This is a genomic window from Lactiplantibacillus sp. 30.2.29 (assembly GCF_018991255.1).
Classification (GTDB): Bacteria; Bacillota; Bacilli; order Lactobacillales; family Lactobacillaceae; genus Lactiplantibacillus; species Lactiplantibacillus pentosus.
The window spans coordinates 42,563-61,556 of the sequence record NZ_JAGYGU010000021.1; the positions used below are offsets into that span (position 1 = coordinate 42,563).

The following is an 18,994-nucleotide window of genomic DNA, read 5'->3' on the forward strand; positions in this document are numbered from 1 at the left end:
AAAACGCTTTTCAGCTGACCACAATTGGGCCAAATCTGAAAAGCGTTTTTTAATCAATTCAATTCTCAATTTTGGTGCTAAACCGTGGCTTATGCCAAACCAACTAAGTGGAACCAGAACATTTCAACGATGGCGACGACGAAGACCACAGCAGTCAACGGAATCCCCAACCGCATGACGTCTTTTTGCGTATAGCCACCACCGGTATCGGGGTCGCTACCAACTAAGACGGCTAAGTTGTGGAACGGTAAGATGTAATGCAAGTTGGTAACTGAGAAGACCAACAGTGAAACTGCCAATGGTGAAATTCCCATGTGAGCAGTCGCTGCCACAAACGCAGGGATCGTAATCCCCATAACCGCGATAACGGAACCCATGAACATGTGGATAATCATGGCGAAGACCGTAATCACGATTGCTAACAAGTAAATGTTCGTTGGCAAGTTGCTTGGAATCAACGTTTTGGCAATCCAGTTGTTCATCCCGGTAACGCCACCGACATTCCCAATCGCAATGGCTGAGGTCAAGAAGACCAGCACATTGACGGGAACACCTTCCCATGACTTAGCAGTCAAAATACCACCAATAACCGGTAGACTCATCATTAAGGCGACAATCAAGGTCAACCAACCAACATCTAGGCCAGTGATCCCACTGGTTAACCATAGCGCAATCGCAATAACCAACCAAACGATCGTCCGGATTTCTTTACCAGTCATGGCGCCGAGTTGAGATTGTTGTTGCTTCAAAGCTTCAACATCAATGTGAACTTCTTGACTAGGCTTGAACAAGAATAGGAACAAGAACATCGTCAAGACGGCCGCAATGATCATTGGGACACCCATGTAGACGAAGTAAGACACAAAGTTGACACTTTGACCAGAAGCTTGAACAGCTAATGGGTTCAAAGACGTATCACCAGTATAGAAGACCCCAGACAGTGGACAGGAAGCCGCAAAGACGGCCAGTCCTAGTTTGGCTAAATCCCGTTTTGGCATGTTAGCCGTTTCGGCAACCACCGTAATGACCGACATAATCATGAATGCACGTGGCCATGGATGTGGAATCAAGAGCGCTAAGATGAAGGTCAACGCGAAAATGGAAATCACGATTCCCTTCCAACTGCGCACAAATTTAATAATAAACGCGTATGCGATTCGTTGGCCCAAACCAGATTCGTTAACGGCACCGGCAATCAAGTAAGCCCCAATCACGAGCCACATGATCGAACCGGTCCACGCCGACGAGAAGACTTGCTTAGGTGTCGCAACGTTCATAATAATCAGTAACATCAGGTAAATCCCACCGACATATGCTGGTTGAGCAATCTGGGTCGCCCACCACACAACGGTCATCAGACTAAGTGCCAAGTCCATTTGGCCCTTAGCAGATAAGCCGGCAATCGGTAGGAAGTAGATAATAGCAAACACAGCGATCCCACTCAAAAAGCCAATCGTTTTCTTGTTCACGAGTTAAATGCTCCCTTCATTTTGACAGTAAAAAGCCACCCGACCAGGACGCTTCCGTGGTCTGGCGGCTCCTCACGTTATTAAAGTTAACTTGTGCGATTCGTTATTGACGGCATAACTAGTCGTAGCAAGTATTAAGGTTTATTTCAAATACTTTTCCCAGTCATCGACCTTCATGAATTGAGCCCGTTCAAATTGGTCTTTCATATCGAATGGTACAGTGCCATCGATAACCAACTTCGAACTCATCCCACGGAAACGAATCGATTTTGGATCGTATTGTGGCCGTTCTGATGGATCCAATGGATGGTTCCGCATGCCAGATAAGACCATCAAGTCTTGGTCAGCTTGGAAACGGGTATTCATGGTCCAAATCACATCGTTCATATCAAAAATATCAACGTCTTCATCAACTAAAATGACCGTCTTCAATTCCTTGAACGCTGAGAACGCCAATAAGGCTGCTTGCCGTTGAATCCCTTCATCCGCTTCATTATCCTTATGAATCTGCATGATGGTCATCAACTTACCACCACCAGCCGGCGGATTGTAAACGTTAGTCACTTTGCCAGGAATGGCGCGGTTAACTAACTGTAAGATACTTGCTTCGGTTGGAATACCAGCCATGCTGACATGTTCTTCGGATGGTCCGATAACACTTTGCATGATGGCATTTTCCCGATGCGTTACCGCCGTCACCTTGATGACTTGTAAGGCTGGGTTAGCATCACCATCATAACCTGGGAATTCAGGCATCGCTTTACCCGTATGGGTGTTGATGTCTTCTTGAATCCGTTCGTTAGGCATAATGTAGCCTTCCAACGTGTATTCAGAACGTGCAATCGCCTTTTCATCAACGGTAACCCCATCGACTAATTGAACGGCTTGATTCCGAATGGCACCAGCAACCCCTAATTCGTTGTAACCAAATGGGGTGGTAGGTGGTTCAAAGGTGGCACCAATGGTAATGGCAGGATCCAAACCAATGTTGATCGTGATTGGCATTGGTTTATTGGCCTTTTCATATTCTTCGGCAAAGGCACCGATATGACGGCCACCAGGCATGATGTAGATTCCGAGCTTGTCCTTGTCTTCAAGAACCATCCGGTGAATCGTAACGTCACTCTTGGACTTGTCCATGCTTGAACCGAAGACAACACCGACCGTGATATATGGACCAGCATCTTGTGGCGTATTAGTTGGCGCTGCAACTAACTTCCGAATATCAAAGCCTTCATCAGTTGACTTGTAAATGACTTCGTGAGCCGGTGCATCCTTTTCAGCGACCGTTTCCGGTGCAACTGGATTTGAAACTGCATCGTTAAGATATTGACCTAACGTTTGGTAATCATGATGGAACATCTTACCAACCCGACGACGGCTAGCCATTAAACCAGTCAAGACACGCGTGTCAGGAAAACCCTTCACGTTGTTGAACATCATTGCTGGACCTTCTTGTGTTGGCCGTTCAACGGTCCCACCAGCACCAATATACCGATAAACACCAGAAAGTTCCGCATTTGGATCTACTTCAACGTCGGTTTCATGATAGTTCTTGGGATCATCTTTGATCTCATCAAGTACCCGGCGTAAATCCCATGGTTGTTCTGCCATTTCAATTCATCTCCTTTAAAATTTACAAGACCATCATAATGCCAGACGTAAGCGGGTTCAATTCGGATTCAGCACTTGTATTATTCCATTCGTGAATAATACAGTCAGTGGTGGAGTTTGTTGGGTGGGGATTTAGTTTGTAAAATGGAGATTGGATTGGGCTTTGCTGGGGCCACCAGCTGTGTCGGCCACGCTGATCTGCTGATTGTCCCGCAAGACTATTATTGCTTCAATACTCAAAAACCGCATAACGACAATCCATCTGTGTGAATTACCGTTATGCGGCTCTTTGCTTACCATTATCATTGTGAAAATATTAAAACCAATTAGTGTTTCATTTAAACCAACGCCGACCCAACTGACGACCGCCTTGGTAGACGGCTAGTACCGCGGCAATCAGCCAACTAGCCGTCACTAACGCTTTGAACATTGCACGTCCACGAGTCATTGAACCACCCTTTCAGCCGATTGTCCTTAGTGCCCTTTCACATGCAATTCAACGCCCGATGAACCATCCCTAGGCGCTCAAGCGATGGCTTAGTGACAACAATTCGCTCACTAACAAATTCTGTGTTGGTGTCAGCCGCAGTTGCTGGGTGAAGATCGTATAAGTGATATAATTCGTCAACTTTTTGAGCAAACTTTCATCTAACTCAGGTGTCGCTTGCAACTGCTGGTGTGCTTTGCAGAGTTCCGCGCGAATCCCTTCGTTGACCGCGGTTGGTGCCAATTCCTGATACAAATCTTGAATGATACCTTGTGCTTCGCTTTTCATCATGCACACCTTTCTTTCAGAAAACTAACCACCTTCAGTATAGTCGTCTTGGGGCCAAAAATTAAGGTAATTTTGGTTAAACCTAAACTTCGGGCTAATAACCAACTGTTGAGACTAGTCATTACCTTCAGTGTTCAAAAATAACGCGCAATCAGTCATGATTTAAAAGGCTATGTTAACCGTGTTTTATCACGACTACTGGTCAGATTGTGCTGCGGCAACTGCCAATCGGATGGCTGGTTCCCGCGCGGCGCCCGTGAAACCGTGGTCGGCGTCAGGTAATCGATGAAGCTGACTCTGTTGATAAACCGCGTGATATTTTTCAGAAGCCTCTGGTGAAACGACTGCATCCTTGGTCCCATGAATCAAATCAACTGGTCCCGTATACTGCTGAGCGACTTCGTAGATCGGCAGCGTTTGTGCCGTCCGGAGATAGAATCCGCCAACCTTAAAGCCATCACGAATCGGCAACACCGCCGGAATATGGCGCGGATCATAAGTCGTCCCTTGTAGTACACCTTTTTGGGCATCCGTCTTTAACGTCGCTGCCGGCGCCATCAAGATGAGGTGATCAATTAAGTCTGGATAATAGCCGGCTAACATGCTAGCTACCACTCCGCCCTGCGAATGGCCAATCACGACTAAGCGCTGATAGTTCAACGTCTGTACGTAATCCAACACAGCTTTAGCATCCGCGACTTCATTGGGCACGGTCATATCTTGAAAACGGCCGTCACTGCGACCATGGCCATTGAAGTCGAAACGCAATACCGCTAATCCAGCCGCCAACAAACTTTGCGCGAGTTGTGGCACGATTCGACTCGAGTCATAGCCCATATCAGCCGTAAAACCGTGCATCAAGATGACCAGCGTCTGGCTGGCAACTGCCGGTTTCTCTAGCCGAGCTTGTAACGCCAGCCCATCCCGTTTAATTTTAAAGTCCATTCGGATCATCTCGTTTCAACCAAGTTACCCTTACTATAGTTGATTTAGGGCGTCAATCACAACTATTTACCATAGCAAATCACTGATTAAATGTGTCGTTCAGCTGCTAACTTCCCAGTTGTTTACAAAATAGTTGATTTTCTCCTAAAAAAAGATTTTGCAAGCTGGAAGTCAGCTCAGCAAAATCTTGTTCTATCAATTTGAAATATATTGTGAATAAATCGAAGTGCGCGAGACACCTAATTGAGCGACCGGCACACATTGGCCTAGTCGCTATTGGCCACTCACCTCGACAGACTAAATCTTCACTTCATAATTGGTTCCCAACAGACCAACCACGGCACCTTCATTGGCCTCGTGACTTTCAGCATGGGCAATCAACCACTTATCAGTGGCCAACAAGGCTGATTGAGCCTGATTTGCATCATCATTTAGCATCGAATTAACACCTTTGATCAGCGCAACCAAACACCGATAACCCTGGGCAGTCACCTGACATGGCGCATAGTGTAGTGTTGTCCCATATAACAAAATCATGGTATTCGCAGGAATCAAGAAGGCTTTTGTATCAGAGGTCTGATACTGATTGTTGCTCATTTCTCGGACATCACCGAAAAATAGTACAACGTCATTGGTGAACCAGTTGAGTTCCGGTGTCTGATGCCATTCTAAACAATTCATTTTACTTGTATGCCCATTGCAATAACCAACCTGAATTGGTAAGCCACCGAATAGTTTGTTTTGAATCGTCGTACTTAAAGCTAACTGTTCAAGGGTTTTATCCGAGGCAACATACTCGTTATCTTGCTTCGGCATTGGGGTCGCCTTCAAAGCTGCCAGCGCCGCATCTGTATCCGAAAGTGTGAGAACTTTAGCATACTGGTCGAATTCCGGATCAGTGACTCGATAAATATGATAGGTGGGATTCTTCTTTTGTAATAACTCAAACATTTCAATTTCTCCTAACTAATTAACTGCAGCAACATTAATCGTTCGCCAGTTATCAAAAAACATGTCCTAATAATTGTGATAACTTAATTGCGAGCCAGCCCAACGGATTCGTCACCGCCGAATTCATACTAATAATTTCGGACGTTCCGGCGGGTACCGTTGCTCCGGTCATATGCGCTGCCGCGGTGTAAAACGAAGCGACGTCGGTCCCGATGTACAAAATCAACGCCATCATAATCGTTCCAGCAATAACCATTCGCAACAAATCCTTCTTGAGATAAGCGGCCATCATTGGCAAAATGAAAATAATTGACGACAAGTCCACCATCGGTAAAACACGGTTGCCGGGTAGAACAACGGCCAACAATAGCGTAATCGGAATGAGAATCAGTCCAGTCGCCATGACTGATGGATCACCAGCCATCAGAGCAACATCCATCCCAATGAAGATTTCCCTATCCGGATATTTGGCCTTCAGCATCTTTTCAACCGCATCACGAATAATCTTCAGGCCTTCCATCAAAATATCCACCATTTTAGGCAACAACAACATGGAGGAACTGACTTTAACCGCCAAATCCATGACTTTGGGGGCTGAAAATCCGGCTAGTACACCAATCAAGACGCCTAAAATAAAGCCAATAACTAATGGTTCTCCCAAAACATCAAACCGTTTGTTAATTTGGGCTGAACTTAATTTGACCTTATTTAGACCTGGAATCCGGTCAACGACCCAATTAACCAGCAACGCCAAGAGAATCCAAGGGCTGTTGGTGAGATGTGGAAATGAGAGCCCCGCCATATTGAACTGCTTCTGAATCGTTGGCCCAGTCCAATCCGCGACTTTTAACATCAGCACGAATAGTAGCAGCATAATCACGAAAGCAATGACAAAGCTACCTGAAGCAACATACATGACCGTCCCAACGACTAAGAAAATCCAATAATTAAAAATATCAATGTCCATCGTCTTGGTGAATTTGACCACGAACAATAAGATATTTAATAGTAGGAATACAAACACAGCTAAAGGCATGAGCGCTGAGCTCCAACCAATCTGTGACGCATTCGCCCAACCGGTATCCAATACAGTCAAGTGAACGCCAAATCGTTTCACCATTGCACTGGTTGCCGGTCCTAAATTATCAAGCAGCAAGTCGATCACCATGTTTAATCCGGTAAAACCGACGCCGACTAATAACGCGGCTTCAAAAGCCTTGCCAATCTTAACGCGAAATAGTAGGCCGATGACGAAGAAAATAATTGGCATTAAGACGGGTGCACCCAGTGAAATCACTGACTTCAAAACACTCATACCGTTGCCTCAACATTCCGCACCTGACAAACTTGCGCAATCGCTTGTCGCCATTGAGTTAATATAGCCTGTCTTCTGGTCGAATCCATCGAACGATGATATTCATGATAGCGCAGGACTGTATTAAGTTTTAAGTTGCCATAAACCGTTAACGCGCGCCCGGCGCAGTAAGCAACCCCAAACGCACTCAATTCTTCAATATCCGGGACGTCGACGATCACATCTGACATATCACTTTGAAATTGCATTAAATAGCCATTAGCCGTAACGCCGCCGTCCACTTTCAGAATTTGCGTCTTGATGCCGAGTTTCTCATCAATCGCTGTCAGAATATCATTGATTTGAAACGCGATAGAATTCAGTGCTGCCCGAACGACTTCCGGTCGCCCAGTCGTACGCGTCATCCCCGTTAACGTCGCTTTCGCTCTTGAATCCCAATACGGTGCCCCAAGTCCCGAAAATGCGGGTACTAAACAAGTTTGATCTTCTGGGACTGCCTGGCGTGCCAATGATTCAGCTTGATTAGCCGAATCGATCAGCTTCAAATCGTGTACCAGCCAGCGAATGACGGCACCCGCATAATTAATATTGCCTTCTGCAACGTAGGTCATCCGCCCATTTATTTTCCAGCCAATCGAGGTCACGACATCGGAAGATTGCACAGGTTGATCGCCAATATTCATCATGACCGATGAACCCGTACCAATCGTGGCTTTCACGTCCCCTACGGATTCGCAGCCTTGCCCATACAAGGCTGCCTGAGAATCACCTAACATGCAGTGGATCGGTAATGGTTTCGGAAAAATGCCATCGAAATCCGTCTCACCAAACAGCGCATTCGACTGTTCAATCGATGCCAATGCGTCAATCGGGACGCCAAATGCGTCACACAACTGCTGATCCCACTGGACACTGTGAATATCTAGTAACTGCGTCCGCGACGCATTTGACGGTTCCGTCTTGAACTGTTTGCCATGGGTCAAGCGGTATAACAACCAACTATCCATCGTTCCCATGCACAAGTTATGCTGTTGGGCGGCGGATTTGACTGCCGGCACATTTGACAGCATCCAAGATAACTTGGCCGCAGTGAAATAAGGGGATAAGGTCAGCCCCGTCTTAGCTTTGACCGCTTCGGCCAAGCCCGCTCGCTGCAGCTGTTCTACGATATCGACAGCGCGATCATCTTGCCAGACGATTGCTTTAGTTAGCGATTTACCGGTGCCTTTTGCCCAAGCCGCGGCTGTTTCCCGTTGAACAGACAGCCCCACGCCAACGATTTCCTGCAATGGGACACCCGCATGTTGAACCAGGTCATTCATGAGTAGAATCACGTTTTGATAAATTTCGTCCAGATCATGACTGACCCAGCCATCCTTATTAATCAATTGCGCATGACTTCGTGACTGCTTATAAACAATGTTCCCCAAATCATCAAATAATAACGCCTTAGTCCCCTGTGTACTTTGGTCAATGCCAATCACATAGTTACTCATTATTTTCACCAACCTTTTCATCTTACAAATAAGGACAGCTACCTGCTGAAATCCAGAAGCTGCCCTATTAATTCAATTCAAAAATTTCACTTATTGATTTAAGTTCGCCATAATGCGTTTAGTCAGGCTTTGTTCATCCAAGCCGTAATGTGCAAACACTTCAGCTTGGGTCCCCGCAATTGCCGGTTCATCTGGGAAACCAGCAATATCCACGCGGGTATCGCCACGAATAGCTAGCGCCTCAGCTACTGCCGAACCTAGGCCGCCATAGATAGAATGTTCTTCAATCGTGGTAATCAAGTTGACTTGGTCAGCGACTTGATTGAGTAACGCGCGATCCAATGGTTTAACACTCACCAAGTCGATCACTTTGGCTTGGACGCCTTGTTCAGCTAATTTGCGTGCAGTCCGCACCGCGATTTGAACGGTTTCGCCCGCTGCCACTAAGGCCACGTCGTTACCATTATCCATCACGATATTGGCCTGACCAGGGCCACGAAAGGCTTGTTGCTGATTGTCATAGATGTCTGGCAGTGCTTGCTTACCAATCCGCACATAAGCCGGGTGATCCGACTTGGCTAAATACCGCATCAACCCGCGAGTTTGATACTCGTCTGCGGGCATGTACACTTCCAAATTAGGCAATGCACGGGTAATCGCTAGGTCTTGTAAAGAGTGATGGGTATTTCCCAACACACTATACGAATTACCACCTGAAATACCGATCAGCTTCACATTGGTATCCGAATAAGTGACATCAACTTTGACTTGTTCAATGCTCCGCATGGTTAAAAATGCCGCGGGTGAGAAGACAAATGGCCGTTTGCCACTATGGGCCAAACCGGCGCCGACCGTCACAGAATTCTGTTCCGCGATACCCATCTCAACCAGTTGATCAGGTAATTGCGTTGCAAATGGCGTTAGTGACGCTGAACCGCGGGAATCACTAGTCAGCGCTAAAATATTATGATCTTGATTAGCCGCAGTAATTAATTCATCGCAAATTACTGAACCGACTTTTGCACTCTTAGTCATTTTGTAACCTCCCAATTACCGCATCCAGTTCATCTAATCCTTGTTGATATTGGGCAGCAGTTGGAACTTTATGATGCCATTCTGCCCGATTTTCAGCGAAACTAATGCCGCGGCCCTTAATCGTGTCAGCTAAAATCAGTTTGGGCCGCAGTGGCGTATTCGGTGTTGCCAATGCATCGACCAACTGTGCCATATCATTGCCATCAATTTCAATAACATCAAAGCCGAAAGCCCGATATTTATCCGCCAATGGTTCACTATTCATCACTTCAGCAGTCGGCCCACTGATTTGTAATCGATTGTGATCAATAATCGCCGTCAAATTGTCCAGTTTAAAACTACCCGCGGCCATTGCGGCTTCCCATACAGAACCCTCTGCTTGTTCACCGTCACCCATCAAGGTATAGACGTGATAATCCTGATGATCTAACTTAGCCGCCTTCGCAATACCGACACTTAGTCCGAGTCCATGGCCCAACGATCCCGTATTCAACTCAATACCGTTGACATGGTTGGTCGGATGGCCAATATATGGCGAATCATATTGAGAATAGGTCGCTAAATCGCTTTTCGGGAAATAGCCCCGGTCTGCCAACACGTTATATAAAACTTCAACCGCATGGCCTTTCGATTGAATATACCGATCTCGATTATCATCATTAAAAGTCTCCGGCGTCTGGTTCATGACCGCATAATATAATGCGACCAAAATGTCCGTACATGATAAATCCGAACCAGTATGACCAGTCTTGGCTTGATAAATCATTTGCCAGGTGGCGCGTCGAATTTGTGCCGCTTTCAGCTTAAGTTCATCAATTCTCAAATTAATCTGCTCCTTTACTTAACGATCGACTTAATATCACCACGTAAGTATGCCTTGACATCATCTTCAATTGGATCGTAGAAGTCAGGTGTCACGCCAAGGTACTTGCAAGCTTCATATAGGACGGGTACAACATCCGCGCGAACCGCTGCCATATGGTGAATGTATGGGCCGTAGACCAACTTGGTTTCAAAACGATTTAAGTTAGCGAATTGTAGCCATAAGTACGTCCCTTGTTCGTAAGGGCCTTCGCAGGACTTGGCATTACCTAGTAATAAATTGTATTGGCCATTATCGCCGTCAAACCGGCATAACGTATACTCACCATCTTGGGCTTGAAGCGCCACTGAGCCAGGATAATCAAACACAAAATGTGATTTTGGCAATGATGGCTTGTTCTTAGCCGTTGAGAATGGGAAGACACCTAAATGTTGTAATAATTCACCATTTGGATTTTCTGGGTGGCGACAGTTGACATCCGCGAAGATCGCCTTTTGATCACCCATGGTTGCCGCTTCCACTAATAATTCAGAAATCACACCATGAATATCCGTTTCACAGGTCACTGGTGTGCCTTCATCTTGAAGTAAGGATTCAGAGGCATACGGTAAAATACCGATTTCGTCTTGTAATGCCGTCCAACATTGAATGGCACCCGCATTGCAGCCGTATTCCGTCATCTTATGTGATAATGCAACCTTCAACGCCGCCACCATATTTAAGTCTTTGTCACTAATATCGATATCGGCGACTTGCTTTAAGGTCGCAATCGTGGTCTCAATCTCAGCTGAATGCTTATCTTGTAAGTCATGAATTTCTTCAACTAGTTCAGTCATTGGAATTGGGGACAATGAAATATTGAATTTTTCTAGCAATTCCCCTTCGTTGACCATCGTCGACCAGAAATCAAACGGCCGTGGCCCAACTTGCAAGATGCGCGTATTTTTGAACGTCTTGACGATATTGCATACTTTAATAAAATCATTAACACCGCGTTCGAATTCGGGATCATCGATGTCCACATTAACTAAATACGTAAAAGGAATCTGGAATCGGCGTAACACTTTACCGATTGCGAATAATCCGCACTGGGTATCGCGCAGACGTGAGCCGTCCGCTGCCGGTGCTTCATCTTTCGGTCCCCACAGCAAGACTGGAACGTCCAATTTTTTGGCTAACCGGGCACATTCATATTCAGTCCCAAAGTTTTCATTGGCGAGAAACAGGCCATCAATTTTTTCGGCGTTAAACTTAGCGGCAATTTTTTCCATGCCAGCGTCATCGTAGAGCAGTCCATCATCATTGACTTCCTTGATGTCAACATAATTGACACCCATTTTATCTAATTTATCCCGCGTTAAATTTGCGTATTCGATCGCAGCATCTGCAGAAAAAATGTTTCGCCGTGTGGGTGCAAATCCAAGCTTAATTGATTGTGTCATAATGAAACCTCCAATGTATTTGTTATCGCTTACAAATTCAATTCTAAAATGACCACTAAAATAGCTCAACCAAATTTGCTAGTTTTGCTTTAGTTAAGTATAATTTTAGTTACAAGGGAGATAATCAGATGGCGATTAAAATCAGTGACATTGCAAAAATGGCGGGAGTCTCAAAGGCATCCGTTTCATTGGCACTTAACGAAAAACCTGGCATCAGCGACCAGACCAGAACGAAAATCATTAAAATTGCGAAAGAACACGGTTACCAGCCACTGCGAAAAAAGCGTCAGGACATTACCAGCAACCTCGGCACCGTCACCTTTCTAGTCGTGACAACGAGCGGCGTGGTCAAGAGTAATTATCGGACGCTGCCCTTCTTTAATTCGCTGATTTCGTGTCTATCCGCCGAGGTCGGCGCCCTTAATGGCAGTTTAAAAACGATCACGATCAACCAAGAGGAACTCGACCAGCGCATTGGCGAACTCAAAACGACCGCAACCAGCTTCTTAGTGCTCGGAACTGACCTCAATCAAGAAAATACTGAACTATTAAAGAAGCATCTCAAACACGTGGTTTTTCTCGACACCTACTTCGAAGATATTGATGCTGATTTTGTGACGATGGATAACTATCAAGGTGCAAAAATGGCCGGAAAGTACATCTTAAGTCAGGGCTATCGCGAAATCGGCTACTTTGCGTCAGATAAGATCATGTCCAACTTTGCTGAACGTAGACGCGGTTTTCGGGCCGCATTAAAAGAAGCCGGCGTCTCGATCAGTAACGATAACTTCTATTTCATTTCGCCCACAGAAACCAATCCGAACGGCCTCAATATGGATCGCTTCATGCACCACCAGTTACCACGTGCGATTTTTTGCGAAGACGACTATATCGCCTTGCGCCTGTTGAAGATTGCACGTCAGGCTAAGCTCAGTATTCCTAATCAACTCGCAATCATGGGATTTGACGATATTTACGAAGGCACTCTCGTTACCCCGGAATTATCAACGGTGCATGTCCCAATTGAGCAAATTGCCCATCAAGCACTTCAGCAACTTTTAGATCAATTTCTCCATCCCCAACGGATGCCATTGAAAGTTTTAATTGCCACTCAAATCGTTGAAAGACAATCACTGTAAAAAAATAGCTCAACTAAACTTAAAGATAAGTTTAGTTGAGCTATTTTTTAGTCCGATACTAATTGTCTAAACCACTTCCAACTGGAGCTGCCGTGATTCGACCCACTTAGCAGCGACCAGTACCCGGTAGAGCACAATTGAAATGACTGCTGGCATGACCACACCAGTTAGGAGATAGACCATGAAACTGTTGAAGTTGGTGGAAGCCAAAGAAATCGGCGCAATCAACGAGTTTAAGCCTAAACCAGCCAACTTATAGCTGGTAGAAAAATGAAAGACGATCGTCGCCACCGGTGCGGAAATTACGGCCGCGACCATTGGTGGAATCGCTAAACGCGGGTTAACGATCAAATTGGGAAATTGGACCTTGGGCGTGATGATTCCCTGCGCAATGTTAGCACCGAGATTATTTTGCCGAAATGACATGATCGTGAAGCCGACGAATTGTGCCGTCGTTCCAATCAAGGCCGCCCCTGACGAAACGGGATCCAACATGACCGCCACGGCTAGCGCAGCTGATGAGGCCGGGGTCATCAAGAATAAGGCCCAAGCTAACGAAACTGCCATCGACCCAATCAATGGGTTCACCTTCATTGACGTTGCAATGAACTTGCTCAACCACACCAAGGCCGGCGTCGTCACTGCTGCTAAGCCTAAACCAACCACAGCGCCGACAAAAGTTGCGGCCAATGGGACCAGCATCATATCTAGCGGCGTCTTTCCAGTTAAATAATTACCGACCAAGACGGCTACTAATCCGGCAGCAACGGCCGAAATCGGTTGACCAGTCGTAAAAATCGAACTTTGCGCCGCTTGTGCCAAAGTATGGCCCGTTGCCGTCACCCCGTTCGTCGCTGATTGTGAAAAGAAGACGGCGTTCGCACCAATCGTCGACGAAATCATCGCACTAAACGTGACTAAGGTATTACTATTGAGCATCGTCGCAATCGCAACGCCAAAGGCTGGCCCTAATAACACTTGCGCAATTGCACCCACTTGATATAATGCCGTCCAGTGAACAAAATTCGCCAACGACTGTAACAAGAGGCCAATTCCCAAACAAACTAAAATAGCATTAGAAACACCGGCTGAAACTTTATAAACGTAATCCATGGTACTCATCTTATGTGTCGCGGTATCCGCGTTAGTGGTTGCTTCCATATGTAATCCTCCTGCGTTTTAATTAATAAGATTATGATTAGAGAAAAGTGAGAATGGTTCTATTTAACCACGCGGCCTGAAAATTGTCAACGCCATTTTCATGATTTAGTCGCTCACTTTACTAAGGTCAACGTCCATTGGGTCTGAACGGCGACTTTAGTGCTTTGCAGCCAGCGCCAGCCGCCCTAAAACATAACCTTACGCGTTGTGCTAGTTATTCTTTAGCATTAAAGATGATTAAAACGCGCCAATCCTTAAAATCAAAAACAGCCAGCTGAGACCCGCTGGAAAAAGTGCGAGTTACCGTAAACATGCTGTTGTGGATGCTTCCTACGCCGCCTTCCAGGTATTTCTGACAACGCTGGAACGCGATGGACACAGATTTAAGCCGAAAGCCCACGTCTTAAATACTGGTCTTCCACTAACCAAGCACACAACGCTTGCTAAGTGGAATTTCATCGCTGAGCATTGTCAGAAACACCTTCCAGACGGGATGGTATTCGAAAGGCAGACATGGGCGGGCCCAACTTTTTGTTGGATTAGTCGTTGGTTCCTTGGTACACGAAAATTTTGATGTTCAACTGACAGGCTGGTTTCTAACGTTTGCTAAACTTTCTTAGCCATGATTTAACTTTTTGAATCAGCAGCCTCACGAAACCTGTCAGAATTTTCTCTACTCGTTTGAGATGAGAAAGTCTCGAATTCTAAACGACGCAATTTCATCAACTCATTTCAAAACTAATTGCCATTGAAGCTAGTGAGCAATATTCAACCGATCTTCTCAGTACTCAAATGCCATAAAATATTACCGTTTCTAATTAAAAGTTTGCTCGAATGACCAGTCACCTAATAATCAGTGGTCAATTGTACCTAGATAGGTGGCCGTTCATCTGCCATTCGAGCGGCTTCCCGACTGTAGGGGCTGGCTGACAATGCTCAAGGGCGAAATTCTTCTTGTCCGGGTGAATTTCCCGGGCTAGAAGAAGACTCGTATTTGAAATTGCGCAGTGGTTTTCTGCGTGAGTTCAAATCGATGTCCGCCCTGTTCCAGCGTTGTCAGCCAGCCCTGGAAGTCGGACTAAGGCGCTCACCGGCTGACGAACAGCAATCCAAAATGACACGCTTTAATCATGATTTATGACAAGTCACAACAAAGACTCGCAATTTTGTCATTGCGAGTCTTTCGATTCAAACTAGTGTCTATGAAAATCAGACGCTAGTAATGATGTTTACTTGTGAGTTTATGATTGATACTACTGACACAGTCCATCAATCCAGGCAAACAGTTCACCCAAATCATAATCGCCACTATGTGGAATATCCCATGGTAGGGCGAAGTCCACGTCTCGTTCTTGGTTCTGCAACACTGTCGCCAGAATGATTGGAATTGCAAAGCTGGTATCGCGGTCAGCGGCGCCATGCCGAATCCGCCAGTGCTGAGCCATCTTGGCTGACTGCTTGCCGGTGAGGTAGGTCAATGGATTGATGGCTTCAACAAGCTCGGGCTCAGCTAACTGTGCCGTCGCCGTCGTGTGTTCCTGTGAGAATGACGTGAAATGCCGGTTCATCACCGTGGCATCACCAAATAGTCGGTTTTCAAGGCTTCCTAAGTCAAGCTGGTCAAATGCGGGCACAGCCTTCATCCGCGTCAGCGAAGTCAAATAGGCCTTCAGATCTAATCCAGTCACTTTGCCGTTAGTCACGGTAAAACCAGCGTATTTATGAATATCCACGTCTTTGTCGAGCGCTGCTTGAGCTGAATCCGTCAATAATTGGACGAGATAATTCTGAAAAGTCCCAGTCCCATCAGACGACACTGTCAGCGCCTGACCATTCACATCGTGTAACTGCAACCCATTGAGATAATCACAGAATTGACGCTTGAGGTCCGCTGATAACGATTGGTCATTTGCTGACAAAGTCCCAGTGATTGGTTCGAATTTTGGCCGACCATTTTTCATTGAACCGGCGACCGGTTGGCTGCGATTCCAGTCATTGATGCCATCAAATTGCCATTCATAAGCCATATCGGCGTGTTCCAAATTGTGGATTGGACAATAGGCCGAGACCGCAAAAATATCGTCAGTAGCTGGGGCGGCACCTAAAGTTGTTAAAGCGCCTTCAAAAAACTTTGCATTACCACTAGCACCCATCAATGCTGAGGTTGCCCCACCGGCACTCGTCCCGTTGGTAATGATTCGTTCCACGTTACCAGGTAATCGTGCCTGATTATACTTGACATACCGAACAGCGGCCTTCATATCAACGATAAACGCGGGTGCTTGACCAACTCGTTGGCCCGATTCATTGACGGTTGTATGGCCGCGCAGTCCGGCTGCAATGACAACATAGCCCCGTTTCAAGGCTTGTTTGATAGTGGCTGCATTATTCGGCCACTGCGTCCTAGTCGGATCATCGGCTGGACCCGGAAAATACCCACCAACTGTATTCGGCATGAAAATCGGTGCCGTATCGCGCGTATAGCCATTAACCGTCCCGCCGTTCTCATAAGCCGCTGGCACAAACACGTTGAGTCGCTGAATTGCCGCAACTGGGTGTTGTACATACTGAATATCATGAGCCGCAAGATAGTTAATTGTTTTGCCGTCCAGCTGAATTTGTTCAGGCGTCAACCAATCAGAATCAAAAATCAAAGTCTCCGTCATTCCTGTACCTCCGTTTCTATTTATGGTCACTGTAAAACAACACTCCAAGTAAAATCAATTCATTTTTAGCAATCTATTATGCGGATTAAGAATAACGGTGCCGTTCACATTATGTCAAGACATCAGTAAGTCGTAGATTGCACTTGTCCAGATTGCTGTGCACCCTAGCTAGGCAGGCACCGGCGGTTAAAAGCTAGGACTACCCACGGATCCATGACCACATTGAACCCGAAAATGCTGCCAAAAAAACGATTCTCCTGGTTAGGAAAATCGTTTTAACGCCCTAATGAGCTGATTTATATCGTATTTATTTTCAACTTAATATTAAGCAAACCAGTGCCGAATCAACGCACCGCCGCCAAGCGTCAAGACGCCTAGTAAAATCCCCACTGAACGCAAGGCTTGACTATCCGTTTTTGCTTCGTTCGTTTGTGGTAACTTAGCGGGTTGTGATGGTGTCGATGGCGTCAACGCATCACCCTGCGACACCGTTGAAGCCGCGCTGGACTTCTTAGTTACTGGTGCGGAAGTCTGATTCTGGTTTTCAGTCGTCGTGTTCGCAGGTGAGCTGGTAAACACACTCGAAGTCGAATCCGTTAACTTGTCAGACGAATTCGTCCCGCTCGATTGATTAGCGTCATAGTTCAAATCAAAACCGGCGTCAACATCAACGGTCCCAGTATCTTCGTCAATGTCCGGGTAGACATCGGTATTATCCGTTGGGTCTTCAATGTCCCCGGTTTGATTGCCATTGTTATCGGGCTGAGACGTACTGTCAGAGCTTTCCGAACCGGAGTTGACATTGCTACTAGAAGTAGCCGATGAGCTGCTAGAACTCGATGAAGCGCTCGAACTGGAATCCACCGAACTAGAACTATCAACACTCGACGAACTGTCTGAACTGGAATCTACTGAACTAGAACTATCAACACTCGACGAACTGTCTGAACTGGAGTCCACTGAACTAGAGCTGTCGACACTCGACGAACTGTCTGAACTGGAGTCCACTGAACTAGAGCTGTCAACACTCGATGAACTGTCTGAGCTGGAGTCTACTGAACTAGAGCTGTCGACACTCGATGAACTGTCTGAGCTGGAATCTACTGAGCTAGAGCTATCGACACTCGATGAAGAATCAGAACTAGAATCTACTGAACTAGAACTATCCGCACTCGACGAATTGTTCGAACTCGAGCTGGCATCACCAGTCCCGCTACCATCGTTGACGGTCTTGTCGTAGACTTTACCATTCGCTTCTTCACTATTCTTAGTGCCGGACGTGCCGCCACCCCATTCCATGATGGCTTTATTCTTAAAATGATAATTTTCATCAATCAGTGACGTATCCGTGATTTTAGTATAGTAATCAATCACGACCAGGTTGCTGACGGTGTCATTGAACTTCAAATCAAAACCGTTTTCGTGATAGTTGACTTGATAAGCATCTTCGCTAACTTTATCGCGTCGTTTGTAACTATTGGCACTCGACCATTCGCCATTATAAACTTCGACGCCTTCAATCAGCTGTTGATGATCACCGATTGTATCCGCAATCGATAAGTTTTTCATGGTGATTTCACGACGGTCGACCAACAACGTCCATTTGATTAAGCCATTTTCCTTGTCCATCGTACCTTTTTTCGACATATTGGCCTCGTTAGCGACCATATTAATCACTGAGGTCTCTGGGCCATTTTGGGTTTCAAACACGACGTCTTGTTCACCCAAGTCATCATAGCGATATTTCATCCCCAGATTGACGTCGATTTTGACGTTCGTCTTGCCTTCAATCGCAGCATTCATGGTCAAGACGGTCTTGCCATCTGCACCCACGACCCCGGTTCCAATCACTTCGCCGGTTTCAGCATCCGTGACATCAAACGTGGCGCCAACGGTCTTGGGTTCCAGGTTGACTGGCATATCAATCGTGATGGTGTCGCCCGCTTTAAAGGCGGTATCCCCAAAACTCATTTGATAGCGAATCTGAATCGTATCCGCATGTTTGAAATCTGGGCCATTAATGACCGATGCCGCAGTTGTGTAATCTTTCGCAAGATAATTCGTCGCGGCTTGCGCAACAGTCGTGTGGCTAAAGCATAGTAAGATTACAAAACTTACTAGACCCAGTAGCCAGTACAGTCCCCGTTTACTCAACTTCATAAC

The 18,994-nt window shown here is 46.1% G+C and carries 14 protein-coding genes; 1 reads left to right on the plus strand and 13 read right to left on the minus strand.

From position 1 onward, the window contains the following. Window positions 1-89 precede the first annotated feature (89 nt). The 10 genes from KGF65_RS11860 to KGF65_RS11905 form a co-directional block, all read right to left on the minus strand. Window positions 90-1,469 carry an SLC13 family permease gene (locus KGF65_RS11860; RefSeq protein WP_050340184.1) on the minus strand — a complete coding sequence of 460 codons (1,380 nt, stop codon included), beginning with the start codon at window positions 1,467-1,469 and terminating at the stop codon, window positions 90-92. Between the two features lie 141 nt (window positions 1,470-1,610). Then, window positions 1,611-3,083, minus strand: coding sequence for a UbiD family decarboxylase (locus KGF65_RS11865; RefSeq protein WP_050340183.1), 1,473 nt, complete (start codon window positions 3,081-3,083; stop codon window positions 1,611-1,613). Window positions 3,084-3,600: 517 nt separating this feature from the next. Next, on the minus strand, window positions 3,601-3,861 hold the full coding sequence (locus KGF65_RS11870; protein ID WP_225083501.1) for a bacteriocin immunity protein: 261 nt from the start codon (window positions 3,859-3,861) through the stop codon (window positions 3,601-3,603). Between the two features lie 192 nt (window positions 3,862-4,053). Beyond that, window positions 4,054-4,812, minus strand: coding sequence for an alpha/beta hydrolase (locus KGF65_RS11875; RefSeq protein WP_216748548.1), 759 nt, complete (start codon window positions 4,810-4,812; stop codon window positions 4,054-4,056). Between the two features lie 288 nt (window positions 4,813-5,100). Further along, the gene (locus KGF65_RS11880) at window positions 5,101-5,754 is read right to left on the minus strand and encodes a DUF4867 family protein (protein WP_105924159.1); all 654 of its coding nucleotides are present in this window, start codon (window positions 5,752-5,754) and stop codon (window positions 5,101-5,103) included. Window positions 5,755-5,806: 52 nt separating this feature from the next. After that, a complete protein-coding gene (locus KGF65_RS11885; protein WP_216748549.1) occupies window positions 5,807-7,069 on the minus strand; it encodes a PTS galactitol transporter subunit IIC in 1,263 nt (420 codons plus the stop codon). Then, window positions 7,066-8,565, minus strand: a complete 1,500-nt coding sequence (gene glpK, locus KGF65_RS11890) for a glycerol kinase (RefSeq protein WP_105924160.1) — start codon at window positions 8,563-8,565, stop codon at window positions 7,066-7,068. Before glpK ends, KGF65_RS11885 begins: the two co-directional genes overlap by 4 nt. 90 nt (window positions 8,566-8,655) lie before the next feature. Next, entirely contained in the window at window positions 8,656-9,600 is a 945-nt protein-coding gene (locus KGF65_RS11895; RefSeq protein ID WP_105924161.1) for a transketolase family protein, read from the minus strand. Beyond that, window positions 9,593-10,423 (minus strand): transketolase, encoded by an 831-nt coding sequence (locus KGF65_RS11900; RefSeq protein WP_101872932.1) that lies wholly within the window; start codon window positions 10,421-10,423, stop codon window positions 9,593-9,595. Before KGF65_RS11900 ends, KGF65_RS11895 begins: the two co-directional genes overlap by 8 nt. 14 nt (window positions 10,424-10,437) lie before the next feature. After that, a complete protein-coding gene (locus KGF65_RS11905; protein WP_101872931.1) occupies window positions 10,438-11,865 on the minus strand; it encodes an L-fucose/L-arabinose isomerase family protein in 1,428 nt (475 codons plus the stop codon). A 128-nt stretch (window positions 11,866-11,993) separates the two neighbouring features. Between KGF65_RS11905 and KGF65_RS11910 the strand changes: the two genes are divergently transcribed. After that, window positions 11,994-13,004, plus strand: a complete 1,011-nt coding sequence (locus tag KGF65_RS11910; RefSeq protein WP_101872930.1) for a LacI family DNA-binding transcriptional regulator — start codon at window positions 11,994-11,996, stop codon at window positions 13,002-13,004. A 66-nt stretch (window positions 13,005-13,070) separates the two neighbouring features. Here the strand turns inward: KGF65_RS11910 and KGF65_RS11915 are convergent, their stop codons facing one another. From KGF65_RS11915 to KGF65_RS11925, 3 genes are all read right to left on the minus strand, one after another. After that, entirely contained in the window at window positions 13,071-14,165 is a 1,095-nt protein-coding gene (locus KGF65_RS11915; protein WP_056952779.1) for a PTS transporter subunit IIC, read from the minus strand. 1,253 nt (window positions 14,166-15,418) lie between these two features. Then, on the minus strand, window positions 15,419-16,831 hold the full coding sequence (locus KGF65_RS11920) for a subtype B tannase (RefSeq protein WP_216748550.1): 1,413 nt from the start codon (window positions 16,829-16,831) through the stop codon (window positions 15,419-15,421). A gap of 324 nt (window positions 16,832-17,155) precedes the next feature. Then, window positions 17,156-18,991 (minus strand): collagen binding domain-containing protein, encoded by a 1,836-nt coding sequence (locus KGF65_RS11925; protein WP_105924164.1) that lies wholly within the window; start codon window positions 18,989-18,991, stop codon window positions 17,156-17,158. Window positions 18,992-18,994 lie beyond the last annotated feature (3 nt).